This window comes from Bradyrhizobium sp. 18BD (genome assembly GCF_054185225.1).
In genome coordinates, this window is record NZ_JAVAYL010000006.1 from 315,626 (window position 1) to 332,871 (window position 17,246).

Below are 17,246 nucleotides of genomic sequence, written 5' to 3' on the forward strand. Positions count from 1 at the left end.
CTCTCCGCCTCTACTGGTTGCTGTAGGTGGTGCCCTTCGGCAGCGGCAGCACGGCCTCGCGCTGCGCCTGGCTTTTGGGCCACACCACATGGGACTTGTCGTCGATGTACTGGATCACGACGGGGAACGAGCGCTCGTTCTGACCCGCCATCGGCGTGCCCTCGCCGTAGAACTTGACGCCGAAACCGAGCATGGTCCCGCCCTCGGGGATATCAGTGTCGAGCGCGGCCTTGCGCAGCGCATCGGGATCGACCCCGCCGTACTTCTTGATCGCGCGGGGCAGCACGTCGCTCATGAACACATAGGTGTTCGACGCACCGATGCCGACATGGGCCGAACGGATGGCGACGCCGGGCCTGATCTTGTCGAACTCCTCGCCGACCATCTTGATGACGGCCGGAAGCTTCGGATCCATCGTCTTCTGGTTGGCGAGCCAGATCGAGATCGGGTCGGTGTTGAAGATGTAGGTGGCGTCGGCGCCCATGCCCTCCTTGAGCTTCTCATAGACGCCGTAGCCCGCGCCATGGCCCATCAGCGCGCCGAACTTCAGCCCCTGCTCGCGAGCCTGCCGCAGCAGCAGCGTGATGTCGGGGTTGTAGCCGGTGTGGAATATGACATCCGGCTTGGCGCGCTTCAGCTTGGTCACGAGCGCTGAGAGGTCGGGCGCGGTCGCCGAATAGCCCTCCTTCATCACGACATTGAAGCCCGCCTTCTTGGCGCCGGCCTCGTTGCCCCTGGAGACGTCGACGCCATAGGCGCCGTCCTCGTGGATGATGGCGACGCGCAGCTCGCTCGGCTCCTTGCCGAACTTTGCCTTGGCATTCTGCGCGATGAAATCCATCGTCATCATGCCGAACTGGTCGCCGCTCGCCTGCGGGCGGAAGACGTATTTGTAGCCCTTGTCGTTGAACACGGCCGACGAGATGCAAGTCGTCATCCACATGAACTTTTTGAGCTGCTCGACACGCGCGGCGACCGGCACGCACTGCGCCGAGGAAAAGAAGCCGAGCACCATGTCGACCTTTTCCTGCTCGAGCAGGCGGACGGATTCGTTGATGGCGATGTCGGGCTTGCTTTGCGCGTCGGCATAGACCGCCTCGATCTTGTGGCCCTCGACGCCGGTCTTGGCGAAATGGTCGAGGACGATCTTTGCGCCGATATAGCCGAGTTCAGATCCGCCGCCCGCGAGAGGCCCGGTCAAATCAAAGACGACGCCGATCTTGATCTTCTTCTCCTGAGCTTCGGCGGACACCGCCAAGCCCGTCGCTGCTATCGCGACCAACAGCCCACGTACCAAGCGGGCAGCCATGCGCAGGCGCATCTAAACCTCCCTGGACGATTGTGCATTGCATTCTCCTTGGTTTTATTTTTTGCCCATCACATGGGCTGCGCGCAGCGATGTCAAGCCTCGCGCATCAGCGCGAGGCGAACTGCTGCTCGACGAAGGCCGTGACAAATCGCGGCATGGACGGCTTGAGATCATCGATCCCGCGCACGAGATGGATGGCCGACAATTCGGGCTCGGCCTCGCGCGCGAGATTGGCTTCGATGCGGGCACGGGCGACGTCGCCCGGCACATCCAGGTTGAGGACCCGTATCATTGCAAGAGCTGGACCGGTGAAGACGCAGTGCCAGTCCGGCTCGGCCCGGCAGTCGGCCTCGGACAGGCCGGTCTCCTCGGCGAGCTCGCGGACGACGCTGCCGGGAATGTCGAGTATCCCGTCCCTGACGTCGTCGAGATCGGGCGTGCCGGACGGGAAATAGATGCGGCCGCTATTGGAGGTGTGATGCGCCATCTCACCCATGATGAAGGCGCCGTCGGAGCTGCGCAGCGCGCCCATGCCAAAACCGTTGAACACCCCCCTGTCGGGATAGCCCCAGTCCCGCCAGGCGAGGAAGCTGGCGAAATCGGTCTCGAAATAGGTCGCGGAGAGATGGCCATCCGTGAACACGGCATCGCGCCCAAGCAGGACGCGGCCGTTCCAGATCTTCGGCCGCTCGCGCTGCTGCTGGGCGAAATGCGCCGCGATCTCGTCGCGGCGCTCCTCCGCGAACGGCCAGACGGCCGGCCGCACGGCAAGATCAAGCGTCGTGACGCGATGGATGGTGAGTGACGTCATGACGCCTGATTACAACGTGTTCGCGTCAGTTATTTGGCACTTCCCGTGGTCTTCTTGGCCTGATCGACGAACTTGTTGGTAAAAGTCTTGCTGACGTCGATCTTGGCGTTGGCGACCTCGGGCGAGCCGACGCTGAACACTGCGAGCACGGCGTCCGCGCCCTTCGGGTCCATCTTGCCGGTCTCGGAGAACATCGGGATCGTGTTCTTCAGCGCGGCGAGATAGAGGTCCTTGTTCTTGCCGACCATCTCCTCCGGCATCTTCGCCATGATGTCCTCGGGCGAATGCGAATGGATCCAGGCGATCGTCGCGAGCATCGCGTTGGTCAGTGCCTGCGTTTCCTTTTCGTGCCCGTTAATCCAGGCGACGGTCGAATACAGCGCGCCGCCCGGATATTCGCCGCCGAACGTCTCGAGGGTGTCCTTCTGAGTGCGGGTGTCAGAGAGGATGCGCAGATCCTTGTGGCTGCCCTGGAGCACGGTCACGGAGGGATCGAGCATCACGGCGGCGTCGAGCTGCCCTTGCTCCATGGCCGCGACCGCGGTCGCGCCGAGGCCGACGCCGATCACGGCGGTGCCGGCAGGATCAAGGCCGTTCTTCTTCAGGAGATATTTCAGGAAGAAGTCGGTGGAGGAGCCGGGCGCGCTGACGCCGACCTTCTTGCCGGCGAGATCCTTGACCGACTTGATGTCATTGGTGCGCGAGGGCGCGACCACGAGCACGAGGCCGGGATAGCGGTCGTAGACCACGAAGGCCTGAAGCTCCTGCTTCTTGGCGGCGAGGTTGACGCAATGGTCGAAATAGCCGGAGACGACGTCGGCGCTGCCGCCGAGCACGGCCTTGAGCGCGTCCGAGCCGCCCTTGAGGTCGACCAGATCGACGTTCAGGCCGGCTTTCTCGTACTCGCCGAGCTGCTTGGCCAGCACTGTCGGCAGATAGCACAGGCAGGCGCCGCCACCGATCGCGACGGTCACCTTGCTTTGGGCCGAAGCAAGACCGGTGGTGAGCGTCAGCGCGAGCAGCGCGCCGGCGAGCCTGGCAATCGTGTTCTTCATTGGTTTCCTCCGTTCGGCTGGCGGCACCATAGAGCAGCGGGACCGGCTTGAGAAGCACCGCTTAAGTGCGACTAGCCATTGGTCTTTCGACGCAATAGCATCCGCCCACAACAACAATTCTTGATGGGGAGGATCATCCATGAATCGCCTTGTTGCCGGACTGTCGATCGCCGCCGCCTTTGCCGCCGGATGCGGTGCCAACCAGCTGCTCCGGCCGGCATTGGCCGCCGAGAACATCACCGCGCAGATCATCCACACCGGCGAGATGGAGGGCGACGCGCTCGGGGCCGCCAACAATGTCGGCTACCGCTCAAAGATGTTCGCCAGCGCCGACGGCGCCACCATCTCGATCCAGGTCGGCAATGTGCCCAAGCACATGCACCCCAACACCAACGAGATCCAGTACATCCTGGACGGAACCGGGACGATCTGGCTCGGCGACAAGGAGGTCACGGTGAAACCGGGCGATCTCGTGATCATCCCGAAGGGCACGCCGCATGGTGGCACCAAGCCGATCAGCGGTCAGGTCAAGGCGATCGCGATCAAGACGCCCCCACAGGCGCCTGACGATACCAAGCTGCTGGACTGAGCTCTTGCTATCAGGGGCTCGCGCCGATGCGCGGGCCCTCCACTGCTAGCCGCGCCCGTCCGACGCGGTCGGCCGCCACACCAGGAGGCGGCGCTCGACCAGCGTGACGCCGAAATCGATCAGGATCACGAAAGCCGACAGCACGAACATGCCGGCGAACACGCCCGCGACATCGAACACGCCCTCGGCCTGCTGGATGAGATAGCCGAGCCCCGCGGCCGATCCCAGATATTCGCCGACGACCGCGCCGACCACGGCGAAGCCGACCGACGTGTGCAGCGAGGAGAACATCCAGGACAGCGCCGAGGGCCAATAGACGTGCTGCATCAGCTGCCGTTCGCTCATGCCGAGCATGCGGCCGTTGTCGAGCACGGTGCGGCTGACCTCCTTGACGCCCTGATAGACGTTGAAGAACACGATGAAGAATACCAGCGTCACGCCGAGCGCGACCTTGGACCAGATACCGAGGCCGAGCCACAGCGCGAAGATCGGCGCCAGCACGACGCGCGGCAGCGCGTTGACCATCTTCACATAGGGATCGAACACCGCGGCAACGAGCGGCTGGCGTGCGAACCAGAAGCCGATCAGCACACCGCCGAGCGAGCCGATCACGAAGGCGAGGATCGATTCTGCCAGCGTGATGCCGAGATGCTTCCAGATCACGCCGGAGGCGAACCATTTCACGATCTGGCTGAACACGTCGACCGGGTTGGAGAAAAAGAACGGCGGCAGCAGGATTTTTCCGAACACCGGCACGCTCGAAAAGACTTGCCACATCGCGAGGCAGACAACGGCGACCAGGACTTGCAGCGCAAGCAGCGTGACGCGCGACATCAGACCGCCTCCGCCGCCTGGGTGGATTGCGCGTAGCCCTTCATCACCTCGTCCTTGAGCACGCTCCAGATCTCGCGATGGAGTGCGTGAAACTCCTTGTCGAGCCGCACCTCGAAAATGTCGCGCGGCCGGGGGAGCGTGACGCGCCAGTCGCCGATGATACGCGAGGACGGTCCCGCTGACATGATCACGACGCGGTCGGCAAGCGCGATCGCCTCTTCGAGATCATGGGTGACGAACAGCACGGCCTTGCGGTCGGCGTTCCAGAGGTCGAGCAGCAGATTGCCCATCACCTGGCGCGTCTGCGCATCGAGGGGGCCGAACGGTTCGTCCATCAGGAGGATTTTTGGATCGCGGATCAGGACCTGCGCCAGCGCCACGCGCTTGCGCTGGCCGCCCGACAGCATGTGCGGATAGCGCCCCGCGAAGGCGCCGAGGCCGACCGACGTCAGCCATTTCTGCGCCAGCGGCAGCGCCTCTGCGCGCGGCGTGCCCTTGATCTCGAGCCCGATCGCGACATTGTCGAGCGCCGTCTTCCAGGGAAACAGCGCATCGGCCTGGAACAGGTAGCCGGCATCCCGGTTCAGCCCCGCGAGCGGCCGGTCGAATATCTTGACACTGCCGGCGGCCGGCTTGAGCAGGCCTGCGGCGGCGTTGAGCAGCGTCGATTTCCCGCACCCCGTGGGGCCGACGATGGCGACGAACTCGCCCTGCGCGACCGAAAGATGCGCCTTCTCCACCGCCGTATAAACCCGGCCGTCCCCGAGCCGGAACGCAACCTTGGCATCTTCCAGCGCCACTGCCGTGGGCGTTGTCATGTGTTCCCTCCGAACCTCGCCCGATGCCTTAGCCGCTCGCGCGGCCAAGTTCAATCAACCGGCCAAGCGTGCTACGCATGGGCCTTGTCATCCCCTCCCTCCATGGGCGGGGCAGCGAAGCGAGCCCCGCCCGATGCCGTCCAGGCCGATGATTGGCTATGCCCACGTCACCAGAAGCTTCGGCTCCCTCAAGGCCGTTGACGACGTGTCGCTCGACATCGCCGAGGGCGAGTTTGTGGCCATCGTCGGCGGCTCGGGCTCGGGCAAGACGACGCTGCTGCGGCTCGCCAACCGGCTGATCGAGGCGGATGGCGGCACGATCACCGTCGAAGGCGAGGACGTGCAGAACATCGATCCGGTCGCACTACGGCGGCGGATCGGATACGTCTTCCAGAGCGGCGGACTGTTCCCGCATTTGAGTGTTGCCGACAATATCGGGATCACGCCAAGGCTGCTCGGCACGCCCGCGGCGGCGATCGCAACACGCGTCGACGAGCTGCTGGAGCTCGTGCAGCTCGACCGCACCTCCCATCGCGACCGGCTGCCCGAGGCACTCTCAGGCGGCCAGCGCCAGCGCGTCGGCGTGGCGCGGGCGCTCGCGGCAAAGCCCAGGATCGTGCTGATGGACGAGCCGTTCGGCGCGCTCGATCCCCTCACCCGCGATGCGCTCGGCGACGATTATCGCTCGCTGCATCGCAGCCTCGGCCTGACGACAGTCATGATCACGCATGACATGACGGAGGCGATCTTGCTTGCCGACCGTATCGCGGTGATGCACGGCGGGAGGCTGCTGGCGCAGGGCACGCCCGCCGAGCTCTCGCAGAGCAGCGATTCCTACGTGCTGGAGTTGCTGCGCACGCCGCGACGGCAGGTCGAGCGGCTGAATACGCTGCTGCCCACGAGCGGTGCGGCATGAGCCTCCTCAATGATCCGCGCTGGGGCGAGGCGCTGGCGCATCTGCCCGACTATCTCGGCAACCATGTGCGGGTGAGTCTCGCCGCGCTCGCGCTTGGCCTCGCTGCCAGCCTGCCGCTGGCGATCCTGACGCGCAACCGGCCGGCGCCGCGCGCCGTCCTGCTCGCGCTTGCCAGCATCGTGCAGACGGTGCCGGGGCTGGCGCTGCTCGCGCTGTTCTATCCGCTGCTGCTGGCGGCTGCCTCGGTCACGCTCGCCTGGTTCGGCGTGTCATTCTCCGCCTTCGGCTTCCTGCCGGCGATGCTGGCACTGGCGCTCTATTCGATGCTGCCGGTGCTGCGCAACGGCATCACCGGCCTCAACGGCATCGATCCCGCGCTGATCGAAGCCGCGAAGGGCGTCGGCATGACGCCGCGTCAGTCGCTGACGATGGTCGAGCTGCCGCTGGCACTGCCGGTGATGATGGCGGGCATCCGCACCGCCGCGGTGTGGGTGATCGGCACCGCGACACTGTCGACGCCGATCGGGCAGACCAGCCTCGGCAACTACATCTTCGCGGGGTTGCAGACCCAGAACTGGGTGTTCGTGCTGTTCGGCTGCCTTGTCTCGGCCCTGCTGGCGCTCGCCGTCGATCAACTGCTCGGCCTGATCGAGAGCGGCCTGCGCCAACGCAGCCGCTTGCGCACCGCGCTCGGCGGCATCGGCATCGCAGCGCTGGTCGCCGCCACGCTGGTGCCGACGATGAGCCGCTCATCGCAAAGCTATGTCGTCGGCGCCAAGACCTTTGCCGAGCAATATGTGCTCTCGGCGCTGCTCAGAGACCGCCTCCAGGCGGCCGGTCTTGCCGCCACCGCGCGATCAGGCCTCGGCTCCAGCGTGATCTTCGAGGCGCTGAAGGCGGGCGACATCGATCTTTATGTCGACTATTCCGGTACGCTCTGGGCCAATCAATTGCATCGCACCGACATCAAGCCGCGCGCGGAGCTGCTGACCGATTTAAGGACAGCACTCGCGAAGGACAACATCACCCTGCTCGGCGAGCTCGGCTTCGAGAACGCCTATGCGCTGGTGATCCCGAAGAAGCGTGCCGAGGCGCTCGGCGTCCGCAGCATCGCCGATCTCGCCACGCATGCATCGACCCTATCGATTGCAGGCGACTACGAATTCTTCTCGCGCCCGGAATGGGCGGCGCTGCAAAAGGCCTATGGACTTCAGTTCCGCGCCCAGCGCCAGATGCAGCCGGACTTCATGTATGCCGCGGTCGCCAGCGGCGAGGTCGACGTCATCGCCGGCTACACCAGCGACGGCCTGATCGCGAAATACGACCTCACAGCGCTCGACGATCCCAAGCACGCGATTCCGCCCTATGACGCAATCCTGTTGCTGGCGCCGAAGCGCGCCGGGGACGAGAAGCTGCAGGCAGCCCTCAAGCCGCTGCTCGGCAGGATCGACATCGCCACGATGCGCGAAGCCAACCTGCGCGCCAGCGGCAACGACGCGAATTCATCGCCCGATGTGGTGGCGAAGTGGCTGTGGGAGAAGGTGGGCCGGCGCTAAAGCATGATCCGGAAAAGTGCGCAGCGGTTTTCCGAAAAGATCATGCTCAAACAACAAGCTAAAGCGCGATGACGATTCATCCTAATGTCATCGCGCTTTAGGGCGTGCCTCCCCGCGCCGCCGCCCGTGCTAGGCCTTCTCGGTCGCCTCTCCGGCATCGACCCAGTCCTTGAAGCCGCCGACGTTGTAGACGTGACCGTAGCCCATGTCCTGAAGCAGCTTGCCGGCGAGCGCGGAGCGGCCGCCGGAGGCGCAATAGAGGATCACGGTCTTGTCCCTGGCGAGGGACTTGTCGTGATAGGGCGAGTCCGGATCGGCCCGAAACTCCAGCATGCCGCGGGAGATGTTCAGCGCGCCCGGGATCTTGCCGCTCTTCTCGACTTCAGGCGCATCGCGCACGTCGAGCACGAGCGCGCCCTTCCCGATCATCTCTTTCGCCTGGGCCGGGGAGATCTTCGGCACGGCCGCGTTGGCGGCCTCGAGCATCTGTTTCACGGAGATTGGCAAATGACTCCTCCTTAAGGTTCGCGGTTGATCGAGCGCCCCATTACCCGGCATCATCCTTCATCGCGTCCCTCGTTCGGACGAGGACGCGGGACCAAAATATCGACGGACGCGGTGGCGAATGAATGGCCGCGATGAAAACTACAGCCCGCGGATGATCCCGGCATTGATCAGCAACCGGTTCAGCCGCCGCGCCTCGGCGCCGTCCTTGCAGCCGTAGAAGATGCCCTTGCAGCGGAGCATGATCTGCTTCTGCTCGGCGAAGGACGGGTCGAGCGGGATACCGGCGGCCTCCTGGATCACCAGCGGCAGATACGGGCCGTCGACCGTGTCCATCACGGCCTCGCTTTTCACCGGCTCGAAATTGACGGCGTCGATGGCGTAATAGGTCGCGTAGAGGCGCGGATCGTAGGCGTCGAGCTTCTTGCCGATCGCGCCCTCGTCGAGCCCGGGCTCGAGCAGGTTCGGCGCAAATTCGGGCTGGTGATCGCCGTAGCGCACGATCAGGAAGGGCTCGCCCGGAAAACTCTTCTTCAGGCCCGCAACGAACGCCTTGTACTGCTCGGCGCTCATCGCCTGCCGGCGCAGATATTCGTCGATCGACGCCGCATTGCCCGGCGCGCGCCAGGTCGGCAGCAGGTCAGGGCGGAAGCGCGTCTCCCAGGGGAAATGATTGGCGCCGAGATAGATGAAGGTGAACAGCGGCTTGTTCGGCGGCTGCTGGCCCATCAGCTGCAGCGCCTTGTCGTAGAAGAAAGAGTCCGGCTCGACATCCTTGGCGCCGAGATCCCTGGAGTCGAGGAAGCGTTCGACGCCGGTCGTCATCTGGAAGCTGCGCGCGCCCATGAAGCCGCCATAGGCGGGATAGAGCGACATCGTATCGTAGCCGCAGCGGCGCAGCGCCAGCGGCAGGCCGCGCTCGACACGGTTGGATGCGATGCGCGTCACGAAATAGGCGAAGCGGCCGAACGAGCGCGACGACAGCCCGGCGAGCACGTTGTATTCGGTGAACCAGCTCGGCCCGCCATTGCTCTCGGCGAGGAAGGTGCGCTGCTTGCCGTCCCAGGACTTGAAGTGATTGCCATAGCCATGGGGCAACTTGACGCCCTGCGCGGCGCGGATGTCAAAACTCGATTCATCATGGATCATGATGATGTTCGGCCGGCGGCCGGCGGGATGACAGGCATCGACCAGCGGCATGTTGAGCCGCTCATTGGTCGAAGCGGCCGATTCCATGAAGCCGTATTGCGCGAAGTCGGATACCGCGGTGACGCCGGAGCGGAAGAACTTCGAGAGATAGCCGTCGTCGTAATAACCGCGCCAGGCCTCATCCGGATGATAGAGCGAATAGCCGACCAGGGCGGCAAGACAAGCAAGCTTGCAGGCCAGCGCCGGCAAGCGGCGGATGCGGAACGGATCGAGCCACCACAGCGCATACATCAGCGGCAGCGTGACGAGGCCGGCCAGGATCACCGACCAGCGCAAATTCGGGAAGATCGTGAACAGGAATGCGACGGTGTCACGGTCGATCATCATCAGGTCGATGAAGTTGACCGTCATCTGCACGACGTCGTGCTTGAGCCGCGACAGCAGCACCAGCACCACGACCATGGTCAGCGACAGCGCACCCGACAGCGCGGGCCGCCGCAGCAACGTGATCCAGAAGAAGTTGAGGATGCCCCAGGCCAGCGCGAAGGAGAGGCGCGAGCCGAAATCGATCTCGGTCTCGTACATCAGGGCGAGCGCTGCCAGATGCGGCGCGGCAACCGCGAGCAGCCGCCAGATTCCGAGCGCGGCGACGCTCGCCAGCACGGCGGTCGTGGCAGAGGGACCTGGATTGGGCGCGGACGCCATCGACGACACGCAACAGCTGGTCCGGCGCAATGAAACCTAGCCGTCTGGCCGGCCTGGCGGCGGCTAGGGCGTCCGGCGCAGCCGGATGCCTGCACCATGTCACAAAACTGTAACGGAACGGTCAAGGACAGGCAACGCGCGCCGCGACGCGACTTTGGCTTAATCCTGGTGGGCGGCGAACGGCCGCACGGCCAGTTCTATCCCCTCACTCTGAGGAGCCCGTGAAGCGGGCGTCTCGAAGGGCGAGGCCCGGGGCAGCAGTCGGGCCTGCATGGTTCTCGCGGCGATGCGAAGCATCGTCCGCAGACGGCGCTACGCGCCTCCTCACCATGAGGTCAAGCGGACTTCGCGATCCCCGCGATGAACAGGTCGATCACCCCTTCCGCCATCCGGTCGATCTCGCCCTCCGCGACACCCCAGCGCGGAAAGTGGCCGTCGAGATTCATGCGGGCAAAGCCATAGACCAGCGCGCGTCCGGCGATCTGGATACGCTTGAGGTCAGCCGAGCGCAGCAGGCCCTGCGCGGCTGCGTCAGCCAGCATCTGCTCGGTCAGGGCGATCAGCTCAGCATTGTCCCGGGTCAGCTCAGGGGAGCTGCCATGGGCAAAAAAGCGCCCCGTGGAGATGATCTCGAAATGCGCGGGGTTTCGCATCGCCCAGCGCAGATAAGCGAGGCCGAAGGCGCGGAACCGGCCCAGCGGATCGGTGGCTGGTGCCTGGCCAAGGGCCACCTCGATCTCGGTGCGAAAGCGCCGCTGCGCCTCCTCGGCTACAGCTGCCATCAGGGCATCACGGTTGGGGAAGTGCCGGAACGGCGCCCCCGGCGACACCGCGGCCCGACGCGCGGCTTCACGCACGGAGACCTCGGCGCCTTCGGCTGCCAGTTGCAGCGCAGCATCGATTAGCACACGGCGGAGATCGCCGTGATGGTACGGCCGGGCTTCAGAGGCTTGGCGGCGGGCGCGCGGCTTGGACGGCTGTCGGGCAGGCATGGCGTTGTCCTAGCATCACCCGAACGTGAATGTAAGCAGCGATTACACCATTGACGACCTCGCCACCCTCAAATGTAATCGATGATTACATAACCGAGGAAATCGCCATGTCGCAACGTCAAGGTTGGTTCGAAGGCTGGCGGCTGCTGGCCGCCCTCACCCTGAGCCTGATCGCGCTCAGCCTGTGGATCGCCTCGATGCGGCAGTTCGAGGTCGAGGGCGTGCGGATGGTGATCCGCTTTACTGCGCGCAGCTCGCTGCTGCTGTTCTGCCTCGCCTTCAGTGCCGCGGGTCTGGCGCGGCTGTGGCCGAATGCCTGGACGCGCTGGCAGCGTCGCAACCGCCGCTACTTGGGTTTAAGCTTTGCGGCCTCCCACGCCATCCACGCGGTGGCGATCATCGACTTCGCCAACACGGATCCGGCCGGCTTCGCGGAAGCCACCTCGCCCGCCTCCTACGTCTTCGGCGGCATCGGCTATGCCATCATCGTCGCCATGAGCGCGACCTCGTTCGACCGCACCGCCGCGCTGGTCGGACCGCGCGCCTGGCGCGTGCTGCATCTCGCCGGCGGCTATTACCTCTGGTTCCAGTTCATGGTGTCGTTCGGCAAGCGCGTGCCGGCGATGCCGCTCTATGCCGCCTTCCTCATTCCGCTGCTCGCCGTGATGGCACTGCGGCTGATCGCGATGGCCGCCCATCCACGTGGGCGAACCATCGCGGCGGGCTGAACGCCGATCAGGCCTGCGGCAGGAATCCAAGCCGCTTGGCGATGATGCGATCGACCGTCCGTTTCGGCAGCAATGCGCCGATCAGATGGCGCAGCGGGTCGGGCGTGATCTGGTAGCGCACCTTGGGGCTTGCCGCGGTCAGCGCCTCGAACACGACTTCGGCAATCCGCTCGGCCGGCAGGCCTTTGGCGCCAAGGTCCATCATGAACGCCATGACCTTGTTCAGCGCCGGCAGATAGGGCGAGTTCTGGTAGACGGAGAGGTCGATTTGCTCGGCCTTGCTCCAGATCGGCGTCTTCACCGCGCCGGGCGCGACGATGATGACGTCGATGCCGAACAGCATCAGCTCGCGCCGCAGGCTTTCCGACAGCCTCTCAATCGCGTGCTTGGACGTGCAATAAGGCGCCGACAGCGGGTTACCGTTCTTGCCGCAACCGAGCTGATCATCACGATCCGTCCCTTCGCTCCCTTCAGCGACGGGTCCGCGCCCAGCAGCGGCCCGAAGGCCTGCGTCGCGATGACGGGGCCGATGACGTTGATGTCCATCTGGCGGCGAAAGTCGTCTGCCGACAATTCGAGCACGGGGCCGGCGACGGCGATACCGGCGTTGTTGACGAGGCCGGCCAGCGTCTCGCCGCCCAGCGCCTCGCGTACCTGGCGGGCCTCGGCCAGCACGGCTGCCTCGTCGGTGACGTCGAACAGCAGCGGCGTGAAGTTCGCGCCGAACTCATCCTTGAGACGGTCGGCATCGGCCTGCTTGCGGACGCTGCCGAAGACGCGATAGCCGCGCCCGATCAGGAATTTTGCAATGGCCCAGCCGATGCCGGTGGACACGCCGGTGACGACGACGGATCGCATGGTCGCTCCCCCCTTTGAATTCCAGAGATCATGGAGGAGGAAGGCCTTGGTGCGCAATGCCGCCCAGCGCTCAAGCTGAGGTTGCAGGTGTCAGTTCTTAAGATGAAGCGGCGCGTAAACGTCGCGCACGAGATGGATCTGCGCCTTGAAAATACGGATGAAGAGCCGAATCCTTGACTCTGAAGACGCTAGGCTTTTGGCAATCGGCTGCTGCTGAAAAAGTCCTGAAAAACGACGCGAACTCAAGAATATGGTTTAAGCGTCAGTTCTTCGTACTCAGAGGGCACATCAGCTCGCGAAGAATTTGAATGAAGCAGCAATGCTTCGCGCGAGATGAAAAGAGCGAGACCGCTATCTGCGATCTCGCTCGAATATAGTCGCGAAGGTTTAAGATTTGGTTTGGCGAGCGAAGCTTGTGTTTTCGCTCTCGCGTCCGACGCGGCGTAAGCGATACGCCGCGTCGCGACGACGACGACTTAGTTCTTCGACTTGTCGACCAGCGCGCCCTTCTTGATCCAGGGCATCATGTCGCGCAGCTTGGCGCCGACTTCCTCGATCGGGTGCGCAGCGAGCTTGGCGCGCGTCGCCTTGAACGAGGTCTGGTTGACCTTGTTCTCGAGCATCCAGTCGCGGGCGAACTTGCCGCCCTGGATGTCGGCGAGAACGCGCTTCATCTCGGCCTTGGTCTCGGCGGTGACGATGCGGGGACCCGTGACGTACTCGCCGTACTCGGCAGTGTTCGAGATCGAGTAGTTCATGTTGGCGATGCCGCCTTCATAGATCAGGTCGACGATCAGCTTCACTTCGTGCAGGCACTCGAAATAGGCCATCTCCGGGGCGTAGCCGGCTTCGACCAGGGTCTCGTAGCCGCCCTTGATCAGCTCGACCAGACCGCCGCAGAGCACGACCTGCTCGCCGAACAGGTCGGTCTCGCACTCTTCCTTGAAGGTGGTCTCGATGATGCCGGCGCGGCCACCGCCGACGGCCGAAGCGTAGGACAGGCCGAGGTCATGGGCGTTGCCCGAGACGTCCTTGGCGATCGCGATCAGGCAGGGCACGCCGCCGCCGCGCTGATACTCCGAGCGCACGGTGTGGCCGGGGCCCTTCGGCGCGATCATGAGCACGTCGAGGTCGGCGCGCGGATCGAGCAGGTTGAAGTGGACGTTGAGGCCGTGCGCGAACACGAGGGCGGCGCCCTTCTTCATGTTGTCGTGCAGGTGCTCGCGATAGATGTCGCCCTGGAGCTCGTCCGGGGTCAGCATCATGACGAGGTCGGCCCATTTGGCGGCTTCGGCGACTTCCATCACCTTGAAGCCGGCGGCTTCCGCCTTCTTGACCGAGCCCGAGTCTTTGCGGAGCGCAATCGCCACTTCCTTGACGCCGGAGTCCTTCAGGTTGAGCGCATGGGCGTGGCCCTGGCTGCCATAGCCGACGATGGCGACCTTCTTCCCCTTGATCAGGTTCAGGTCGGCGTCGCGATCGTAATAAACACGCATAGTCGTTTCCTCGTTCAGGGCCAAAAGCGGCCGATGGTCAGTGTCCGAAGGGTGAAATTTGCGGATTTCGGGGGCTGTCTAGAGCATTTTGGCCCCTTAAGGAAACCCGTTTCTGCATGGAAATCCGCGACATCATGCATCCATGAAAACGGGGTAGAGGGAGGCGAGCAGCAGGAGCGCCATCAGGATATTGAAGGCGCGGACCAGCCGCTCCGAGGTCAGCACCGGTCGTAGTGCAGTGCCGAACAGAGCCCAAACCACGGTCGAGACGGTGCCGACCAGCAGGCTGATCAGGGTCTGAATCGCGATGTTGAGGGGGAACTGGGCGATCGCCGCGTAGGCGGTGATGGTGCCGATCACGATCACCCAGCCTTTGGCGTTGATCCACTGGAACATGGCCGCGCCCCAGAAGGTCATCGGGCCGCGGCCGCTCTCCCCGCCCGGCGTGGTCGGGCCGGACATGGCGATCACGGCGGCGAGATAAATCAGGTAGGCGGCGCCGGCATATTTCAGGATGGTCTGGAGGACCGGATAGGCCAGGAACACGGTGCCGAGCCCGAGGCCGACGGTGGCGACCATGAAGGCAAAGCCGAGCACGATGCCGACGATGTGCGGAATGGTGCGGCGGAAGCCGTAGGTCAGGCCGGAGGACAACAGCATGATGTTGTTCGGCCCCGGCGTGAAGTACATCACCACCATGAAGGCGAGGAAGGCGTAGAACAGTGAGTAGGCCATCATCATCTCACGCGGTCTTCGGCAGGATCTGCGGGCGCTTTGCCAGCACCATCACCGCAATGCCGCCGATCACAGTCAGCATGCCGGCGAGGCGCAGCGGCCCGAAACGCTCGCCGAACACGATGCTGGACGCCGCCGAGCCGACGAACGGCACCAGCAGCGCGAGCGGCACCACTTGCGCAGCGGGATAATCACGCAGCAGCCGGCCCCACAGCCAATAGGCGATGCTGGTGGAGATCGCGCCGATCATCAGCAGGCAGACGAGGCCGGTCAGCGACATATGGATCAGCGACTTCACGGTCGGCACCGGCCCGTTGACGACGAGTGTCAGCGCGAACAGCGGCACGGCGGTCGCAAGGCAGAGCCAGGCGAACAGGTCGAACATCGGCACGCCGCGCGCGCCACGCAGCAGGAGATTGCCGACCGCGAAGCTGACCGGCGCGATCATCAACACCGCGAAGGCGCCGACGCTGAAATCATAACCTACGGTGCCGCAGATCATCAGCAAGCCCACCGCGGCGATGACGACACCCAGCGTCTGCACCGGCGTCGGACGCTCGCCGAATGCGAGCGCAGCAAAGCCGATGGTGAACAGCGCCTGGCTCTGCACGACGACTGAGGTCAGCCCAACCGGCACGCCATGAGCGATGCCGTAAGCCTGCGATAGGAATTGGCCGAGAAACAGCGTGAAGCTGATCGCGATCAGCAGCGACCAGGCGACCTTGGGCTTGCGGATGAACAGGCACGGCACCGCGGCAATGGAAAAGCGCATCGCCGTCATCAGCTCCGGCGAAAACTCGTCGAGCGCGATCCGGCTTGCCACGAAGGCAAGGCCCCAGATGATCGCCACCAGGAGGGCGATGAGGATGTCGGCCGGCTTCATTGTTGTTTCCGGTTCTGCTTTGTCGTGCAGCCCTGTTTGTTGTTCTAGCCTTGCTCGCCGGCTTTCGGTTTGCGCAGCAGGTAAGTGCCGTGCATGGGTGCGTGGTAATCGGCCGAGACCATGGTGAAGCCGACGTCGGTCAGCATCCGCTCCATCACCCAGCCGAAGGTGGAATATTCGTCGCGCATATGCGTGACGACGCCCTCACGCGAAAAGTCGTGGTTCTTGATCTGGTAGTCGGCCCATTGCTCGACGTCGCGCTCGACCGCGTCAGGCATGGACGCATAGACGATATCGCGCAGATAGAACGTCGCGCCCGGCTTCAGCGCGCGGAAGATCCGCGACATCGCCACCACCTTCCAGAAATCCGGCAGATGATGCAGCGTGAACTCGCTGACGATCAGGTCGTAGGATTCGGGCCGGTAGGCGAAGCTGAGCAGGCCGGCCGACTGGGTGCGCACCGGCGCCTTGCGGTCACGGGCATAGATCTCCGCGAGCGCCAGCATTGCCGGCGAGATGTCGATGGCATCGACTTCGGCTCCCATCAGCGCGGCTTCGGTCGCCAGCACGCCATTGCCGCAGCCGATATCGGCGATGCGCCAGCCGCGCTGTACTCCAAGCATTTTCAGCGCGGCGCGCGCCCGCAGATCGGCATCGTCATGGCTGTCGTAGATCGACGCCACCGCGGGCTCGATGCCCATCCGGTTCCGCTCGTTATAGTACCAGTCGCGCGCCAGCATGGTTCACATCCCTTCGGGCCCGCGGCCGATCGCGGCAACGCCGGTGCGCGACACCTCGACAAGGCCGAGCGGGCGCATCAGGTCGATAAACTGGTTGATCTTGTCGGTATTGCCTGTGATCTCGAACACAAAGCTCTCGGTCGTGGCGTCGATCACGCGGGCGCGGAACGCATCCGCGAGTCGCAGCGCCTCGACGCGATGCTCGCCCTGTCCGCGCACCTTCACCATCGCGAGCTCACGCTCGATCGAGCGTTTGGTCTGGGTCATGTCGACGACCTGATAGACCGGGATCATGCGATCGAGCTGGTGCTTGATCTGCTGGATCACCATCGGCGTGCCCGTCGTGACGATGGTGATGCGCGACAGATGCTTCTGCGCCTCGGTCTCGGAGACCGTGAGGCTCTCGATGTTGTAGCCGCGGCCCGAGAACAGGCCGATGACGCGCGCGAGCACGCCCGGCTCGTTCTGCACGAGCACCGCGAGCGTGTGCGTCTCGTTGGGATCGTGGCGGTCTTCGATGAAGTAGGCGGATGCGGGCTGGTTCATTGTCGTCCCTCTTGTCTCTCCG

The 17,246-nt window shown here is 64.4% G+C and carries 17 protein-coding genes and 1 pseudogene; 4 read left to right on the forward strand and 14 right to left on the reverse strand.

All coding sequences use genetic code 11. The features are described 5' to 3' along the window. Positions 1–10: 10 nt before the first annotated feature. The 3 genes from RAD16_RS14055 to RAD16_RS14065 form a co-directional block, all read right to left on the reverse strand. Entirely contained in the window at positions 11–1,321 is a 1,311-nt protein-coding gene (locus tag RAD16_RS14055) for an ABC transporter substrate-binding protein (protein ID WP_458158473.1), read from the reverse strand. Between the two features lie 94 nt (positions 1,322–1,415). After that, positions 1,416–2,120: an NUDIX hydrolase gene (locus RAD16_RS14060; protein WP_458158474.1), complete on the reverse strand. Its 705-nt coding sequence runs from the start codon at positions 2,118–2,120 to the stop codon at positions 1,416–1,418. 29 nt (positions 2,121–2,149) lie between these two features. After that, entirely contained in the window at positions 2,150–3,175 is a 1,026-nt protein-coding gene (locus RAD16_RS14065; RefSeq protein ID WP_458158475.1) for an ABC transporter substrate-binding protein, read from the reverse strand. A gap of 139 nt (positions 3,176–3,314) precedes the next feature. Here RAD16_RS14065 and RAD16_RS14070 point away from each other — a divergent pair, with 139 nt between their 5' ends. Continuing rightward, entirely contained in the window at positions 3,315–3,764 is a 450-nt protein-coding gene (locus tag RAD16_RS14070; RefSeq protein WP_326904899.1) for a cupin domain-containing protein, read from the forward strand. Between the two features lie 45 nt (positions 3,765–3,809). On the opposite strand, the gene RAD16_RS14075 is transcribed toward RAD16_RS14070, so the two are convergent. Together RAD16_RS14075 and RAD16_RS14080 are read right to left on the reverse strand one after the other, a co-directional pair. Next, on the reverse strand, positions 3,810–4,598 hold the full coding sequence (locus RAD16_RS14075; RefSeq protein WP_458158476.1) for an ABC transporter permease: 789 nt from the start codon (positions 4,596–4,598) through the stop codon (positions 3,810–3,812). After that, positions 4,598–5,416, reverse strand: a complete 819-nt coding sequence (locus RAD16_RS14080) for an ABC transporter ATP-binding protein (RefSeq protein WP_458158477.1) — start codon at positions 5,414–5,416, stop codon at positions 4,598–4,600. Before RAD16_RS14080 ends, RAD16_RS14075 begins: the two co-directional genes overlap by 1 nt. Positions 5,417–5,549: 133 nt before the next feature. On the opposite strand from RAD16_RS14080, the gene RAD16_RS14085 reads away from it, so the two are divergent. Beyond that, positions 5,550–6,332 carry an ATP-binding cassette domain-containing protein gene (locus tag RAD16_RS14085; protein WP_458158478.1) on the forward strand — a complete coding sequence of 261 codons (783 nt, stop codon included), beginning with the start codon at positions 5,550–5,552 and terminating at the stop codon, positions 6,330–6,332. Further along, a complete protein-coding gene (locus RAD16_RS14090; RefSeq protein ID WP_458158479.1) occupies positions 6,329–7,888 on the forward strand; it encodes a glycine betaine ABC transporter substrate-binding protein in 1,560 nt (519 codons plus the stop codon). Before RAD16_RS14085 ends, RAD16_RS14090 begins: the two co-directional genes overlap by 4 nt. A gap of 129 nt (positions 7,889–8,017) precedes the next feature. Here the strand turns inward: RAD16_RS14090 and RAD16_RS14095 are convergent, their stop codons facing one another. The 3 genes from RAD16_RS14095 to RAD16_RS14105 form a co-directional block, all read right to left on the reverse strand. Beyond that, positions 8,018–8,395: a rhodanese-like domain-containing protein gene (locus tag RAD16_RS14095; protein WP_458158480.1), complete on the reverse strand. Its 378-nt coding sequence runs from the start codon at positions 8,393–8,395 to the stop codon at positions 8,018–8,020. Positions 8,396–8,533: 138 nt separating this feature from the next. Next, positions 8,534–10,246, reverse strand: a complete 1,713-nt coding sequence (locus RAD16_RS14100) for a sulfatase-like hydrolase/transferase (RefSeq protein ID WP_458158481.1) — start codon at positions 10,244–10,246, stop codon at positions 8,534–8,536. 335 nt (positions 10,247–10,581) lie between these two features. Next, positions 10,582–11,238 (reverse strand): TetR/AcrR family transcriptional regulator, encoded by a 657-nt coding sequence (locus RAD16_RS14105; protein WP_458158482.1) that lies wholly within the window; start codon positions 11,236–11,238, stop codon positions 10,582–10,584. 107 nt (positions 11,239–11,345) lie between these two features. Here RAD16_RS14105 and RAD16_RS14110 point away from each other — a divergent pair, with 107 nt between their 5' ends. Continuing rightward, positions 11,346–11,966: a hypothetical protein gene (locus RAD16_RS14110; RefSeq protein ID WP_458158483.1), complete on the forward strand. Its 621-nt coding sequence runs from the start codon at positions 11,346–11,348 to the stop codon at positions 11,964–11,966. A 7-nt stretch (positions 11,967–11,973) separates the two neighbouring features. Here the strand turns inward: RAD16_RS14110 and RAD16_RS14115 are convergent. The 6 genes and pseudogenes from RAD16_RS14115 to ilvN all read right to left on the reverse strand — a co-directional run bounded on the left by RAD16_RS14115 (position 11,974) and on the right by ilvN (position 17,224). Then, positions 11,974–12,824 (reverse strand): annotated as a pseudogene (locus tag RAD16_RS14115) (SDR family oxidoreductase). A 476-nt stretch (positions 12,825–13,300) separates the two neighbouring features. After that, positions 13,301–14,320, reverse strand: coding sequence for a ketol-acid reductoisomerase (gene ilvC, locus RAD16_RS14120; protein ID WP_014493068.1), 1,020 nt, complete (start codon positions 14,318–14,320; stop codon positions 13,301–13,303). Positions 14,321–14,452: 132 nt separating this feature from the next. Continuing rightward, positions 14,453–15,055 carry a LysE family translocator gene (locus RAD16_RS14125; protein ID WP_458158484.1) on the reverse strand — a complete coding sequence of 201 codons (603 nt, stop codon included), beginning with the start codon at positions 15,053–15,055 and terminating at the stop codon, positions 14,453–14,455. A 7-nt stretch (positions 15,056–15,062) separates the two neighbouring features. Continuing rightward, on the reverse strand, positions 15,063–15,938 hold the full coding sequence (locus tag RAD16_RS14130) for an EamA family transporter (protein WP_458158485.1): 876 nt from the start codon (positions 15,936–15,938) through the stop codon (positions 15,063–15,065). 44 nt (positions 15,939–15,982) lie between these two features. Continuing rightward, positions 15,983–16,678 carry a class I SAM-dependent methyltransferase gene (locus tag RAD16_RS14135; protein WP_458158486.1) on the reverse strand — a complete coding sequence of 232 codons (696 nt, stop codon included), beginning with the start codon at positions 16,676–16,678 and terminating at the stop codon, positions 15,983–15,985. A 3-nt stretch (positions 16,679–16,681) separates the two neighbouring features. Next, positions 16,682–17,224 carry an acetolactate synthase small subunit gene (ilvN, locus tag RAD16_RS14140; RefSeq protein ID WP_254133287.1) on the reverse strand — a complete coding sequence of 181 codons (543 nt, stop codon included), beginning with the start codon at positions 17,222–17,224 and terminating at the stop codon, positions 16,682–16,684. Between the last annotated feature and the right edge of the window lie 22 nt (positions 17,225–17,246).

Bases quoted from the DNA above. Each gene is read 5' to 3' on its own strand.
- RAD16_RS14055 (WP_458158473.1), bottom strand. From the start codon at position 1,321: ATGCGCCTGCGCATGGCTGCCCGCTTGGTACGTGGGCTGTTGGTCGCG.
- RAD16_RS14060 (WP_458158474.1), bottom strand. From the start codon at position 2,120: ATGACGTCACTCACCATCCATCGCGTCACGACGCTTGATCTTGCCGTG.
- RAD16_RS14065 (WP_458158475.1), bottom strand. From the start codon at position 3,175: ATGAAGAACACGATTGCCAGGCTCGCCGGCGCGCTGCTCGCGCTGACG.
- RAD16_RS14070 (WP_326904899.1), top strand. From the start codon at position 3,315: ATGAATCGCCTTGTTGCCGGACTGTCGATCGCCGCCGCCTTTGCCGCC.
- RAD16_RS14075 (WP_458158476.1), bottom strand. From the start codon at position 4,598: ATGTCGCGCGTCACGCTGCTTGCGCTGCAAGTCCTGGTCGCCGTTGTC.
- RAD16_RS14080 (WP_458158477.1), bottom strand. From the start codon at position 5,416: ATGACAACGCCCACGGCAGTGGCGCTGGAAGATGCCAAGGTTGCGTTC.
- RAD16_RS14085 (WP_458158478.1), top strand. From the start codon at position 5,550: ATGCCGTCCAGGCCGATGATTGGCTATGCCCACGTCACCAGAAGCTTC.
- RAD16_RS14090 (WP_458158479.1), top strand. From the start codon at position 6,329: ATGAGCCTCCTCAATGATCCGCGCTGGGGCGAGGCGCTGGCGCATCTG.
- RAD16_RS14100 (WP_458158481.1), bottom strand. From the start codon at position 10,246: ATGGCGTCCGCGCCCAATCCAGGTCCCTCTGCCACGACCGCCGTGCTG.
- RAD16_RS14105 (WP_458158482.1), bottom strand. From the start codon at position 11,238: ATGCCTGCCCGACAGCCGTCCAAGCCGCGCGCCCGCCGCCAAGCCTCT.
- RAD16_RS14110 (WP_458158483.1), top strand. From the start codon at position 11,346: ATGTCGCAACGTCAAGGTTGGTTCGAAGGCTGGCGGCTGCTGGCCGCC.
- ilvC (WP_014493068.1), bottom strand. From the start codon at position 14,320: ATGCGTGTTTATTACGATCGCGACGCCGACCTGAACCTGATCAAGGGG.
- RAD16_RS14125 (WP_458158484.1), bottom strand. From the start codon at position 15,055: ATGGCCTACTCACTGTTCTACGCCTTCCTCGCCTTCATGGTGGTGATG.
- RAD16_RS14130 (WP_458158485.1), bottom strand. From the start codon at position 15,938: ATGAAGCCGGCCGACATCCTCATCGCCCTCCTGGTGGCGATCATCTGG.
- RAD16_RS14135 (WP_458158486.1), bottom strand. From the start codon at position 16,678: ATGCTGGCGCGCGACTGGTACTATAACGAGCGGAACCGGATGGGCATC.
- ilvN (WP_254133287.1), bottom strand. From the start codon at position 17,224: ATGAACCAGCCCGCATCCGCCTACTTCATCGAAGACCGCCACGATCCC.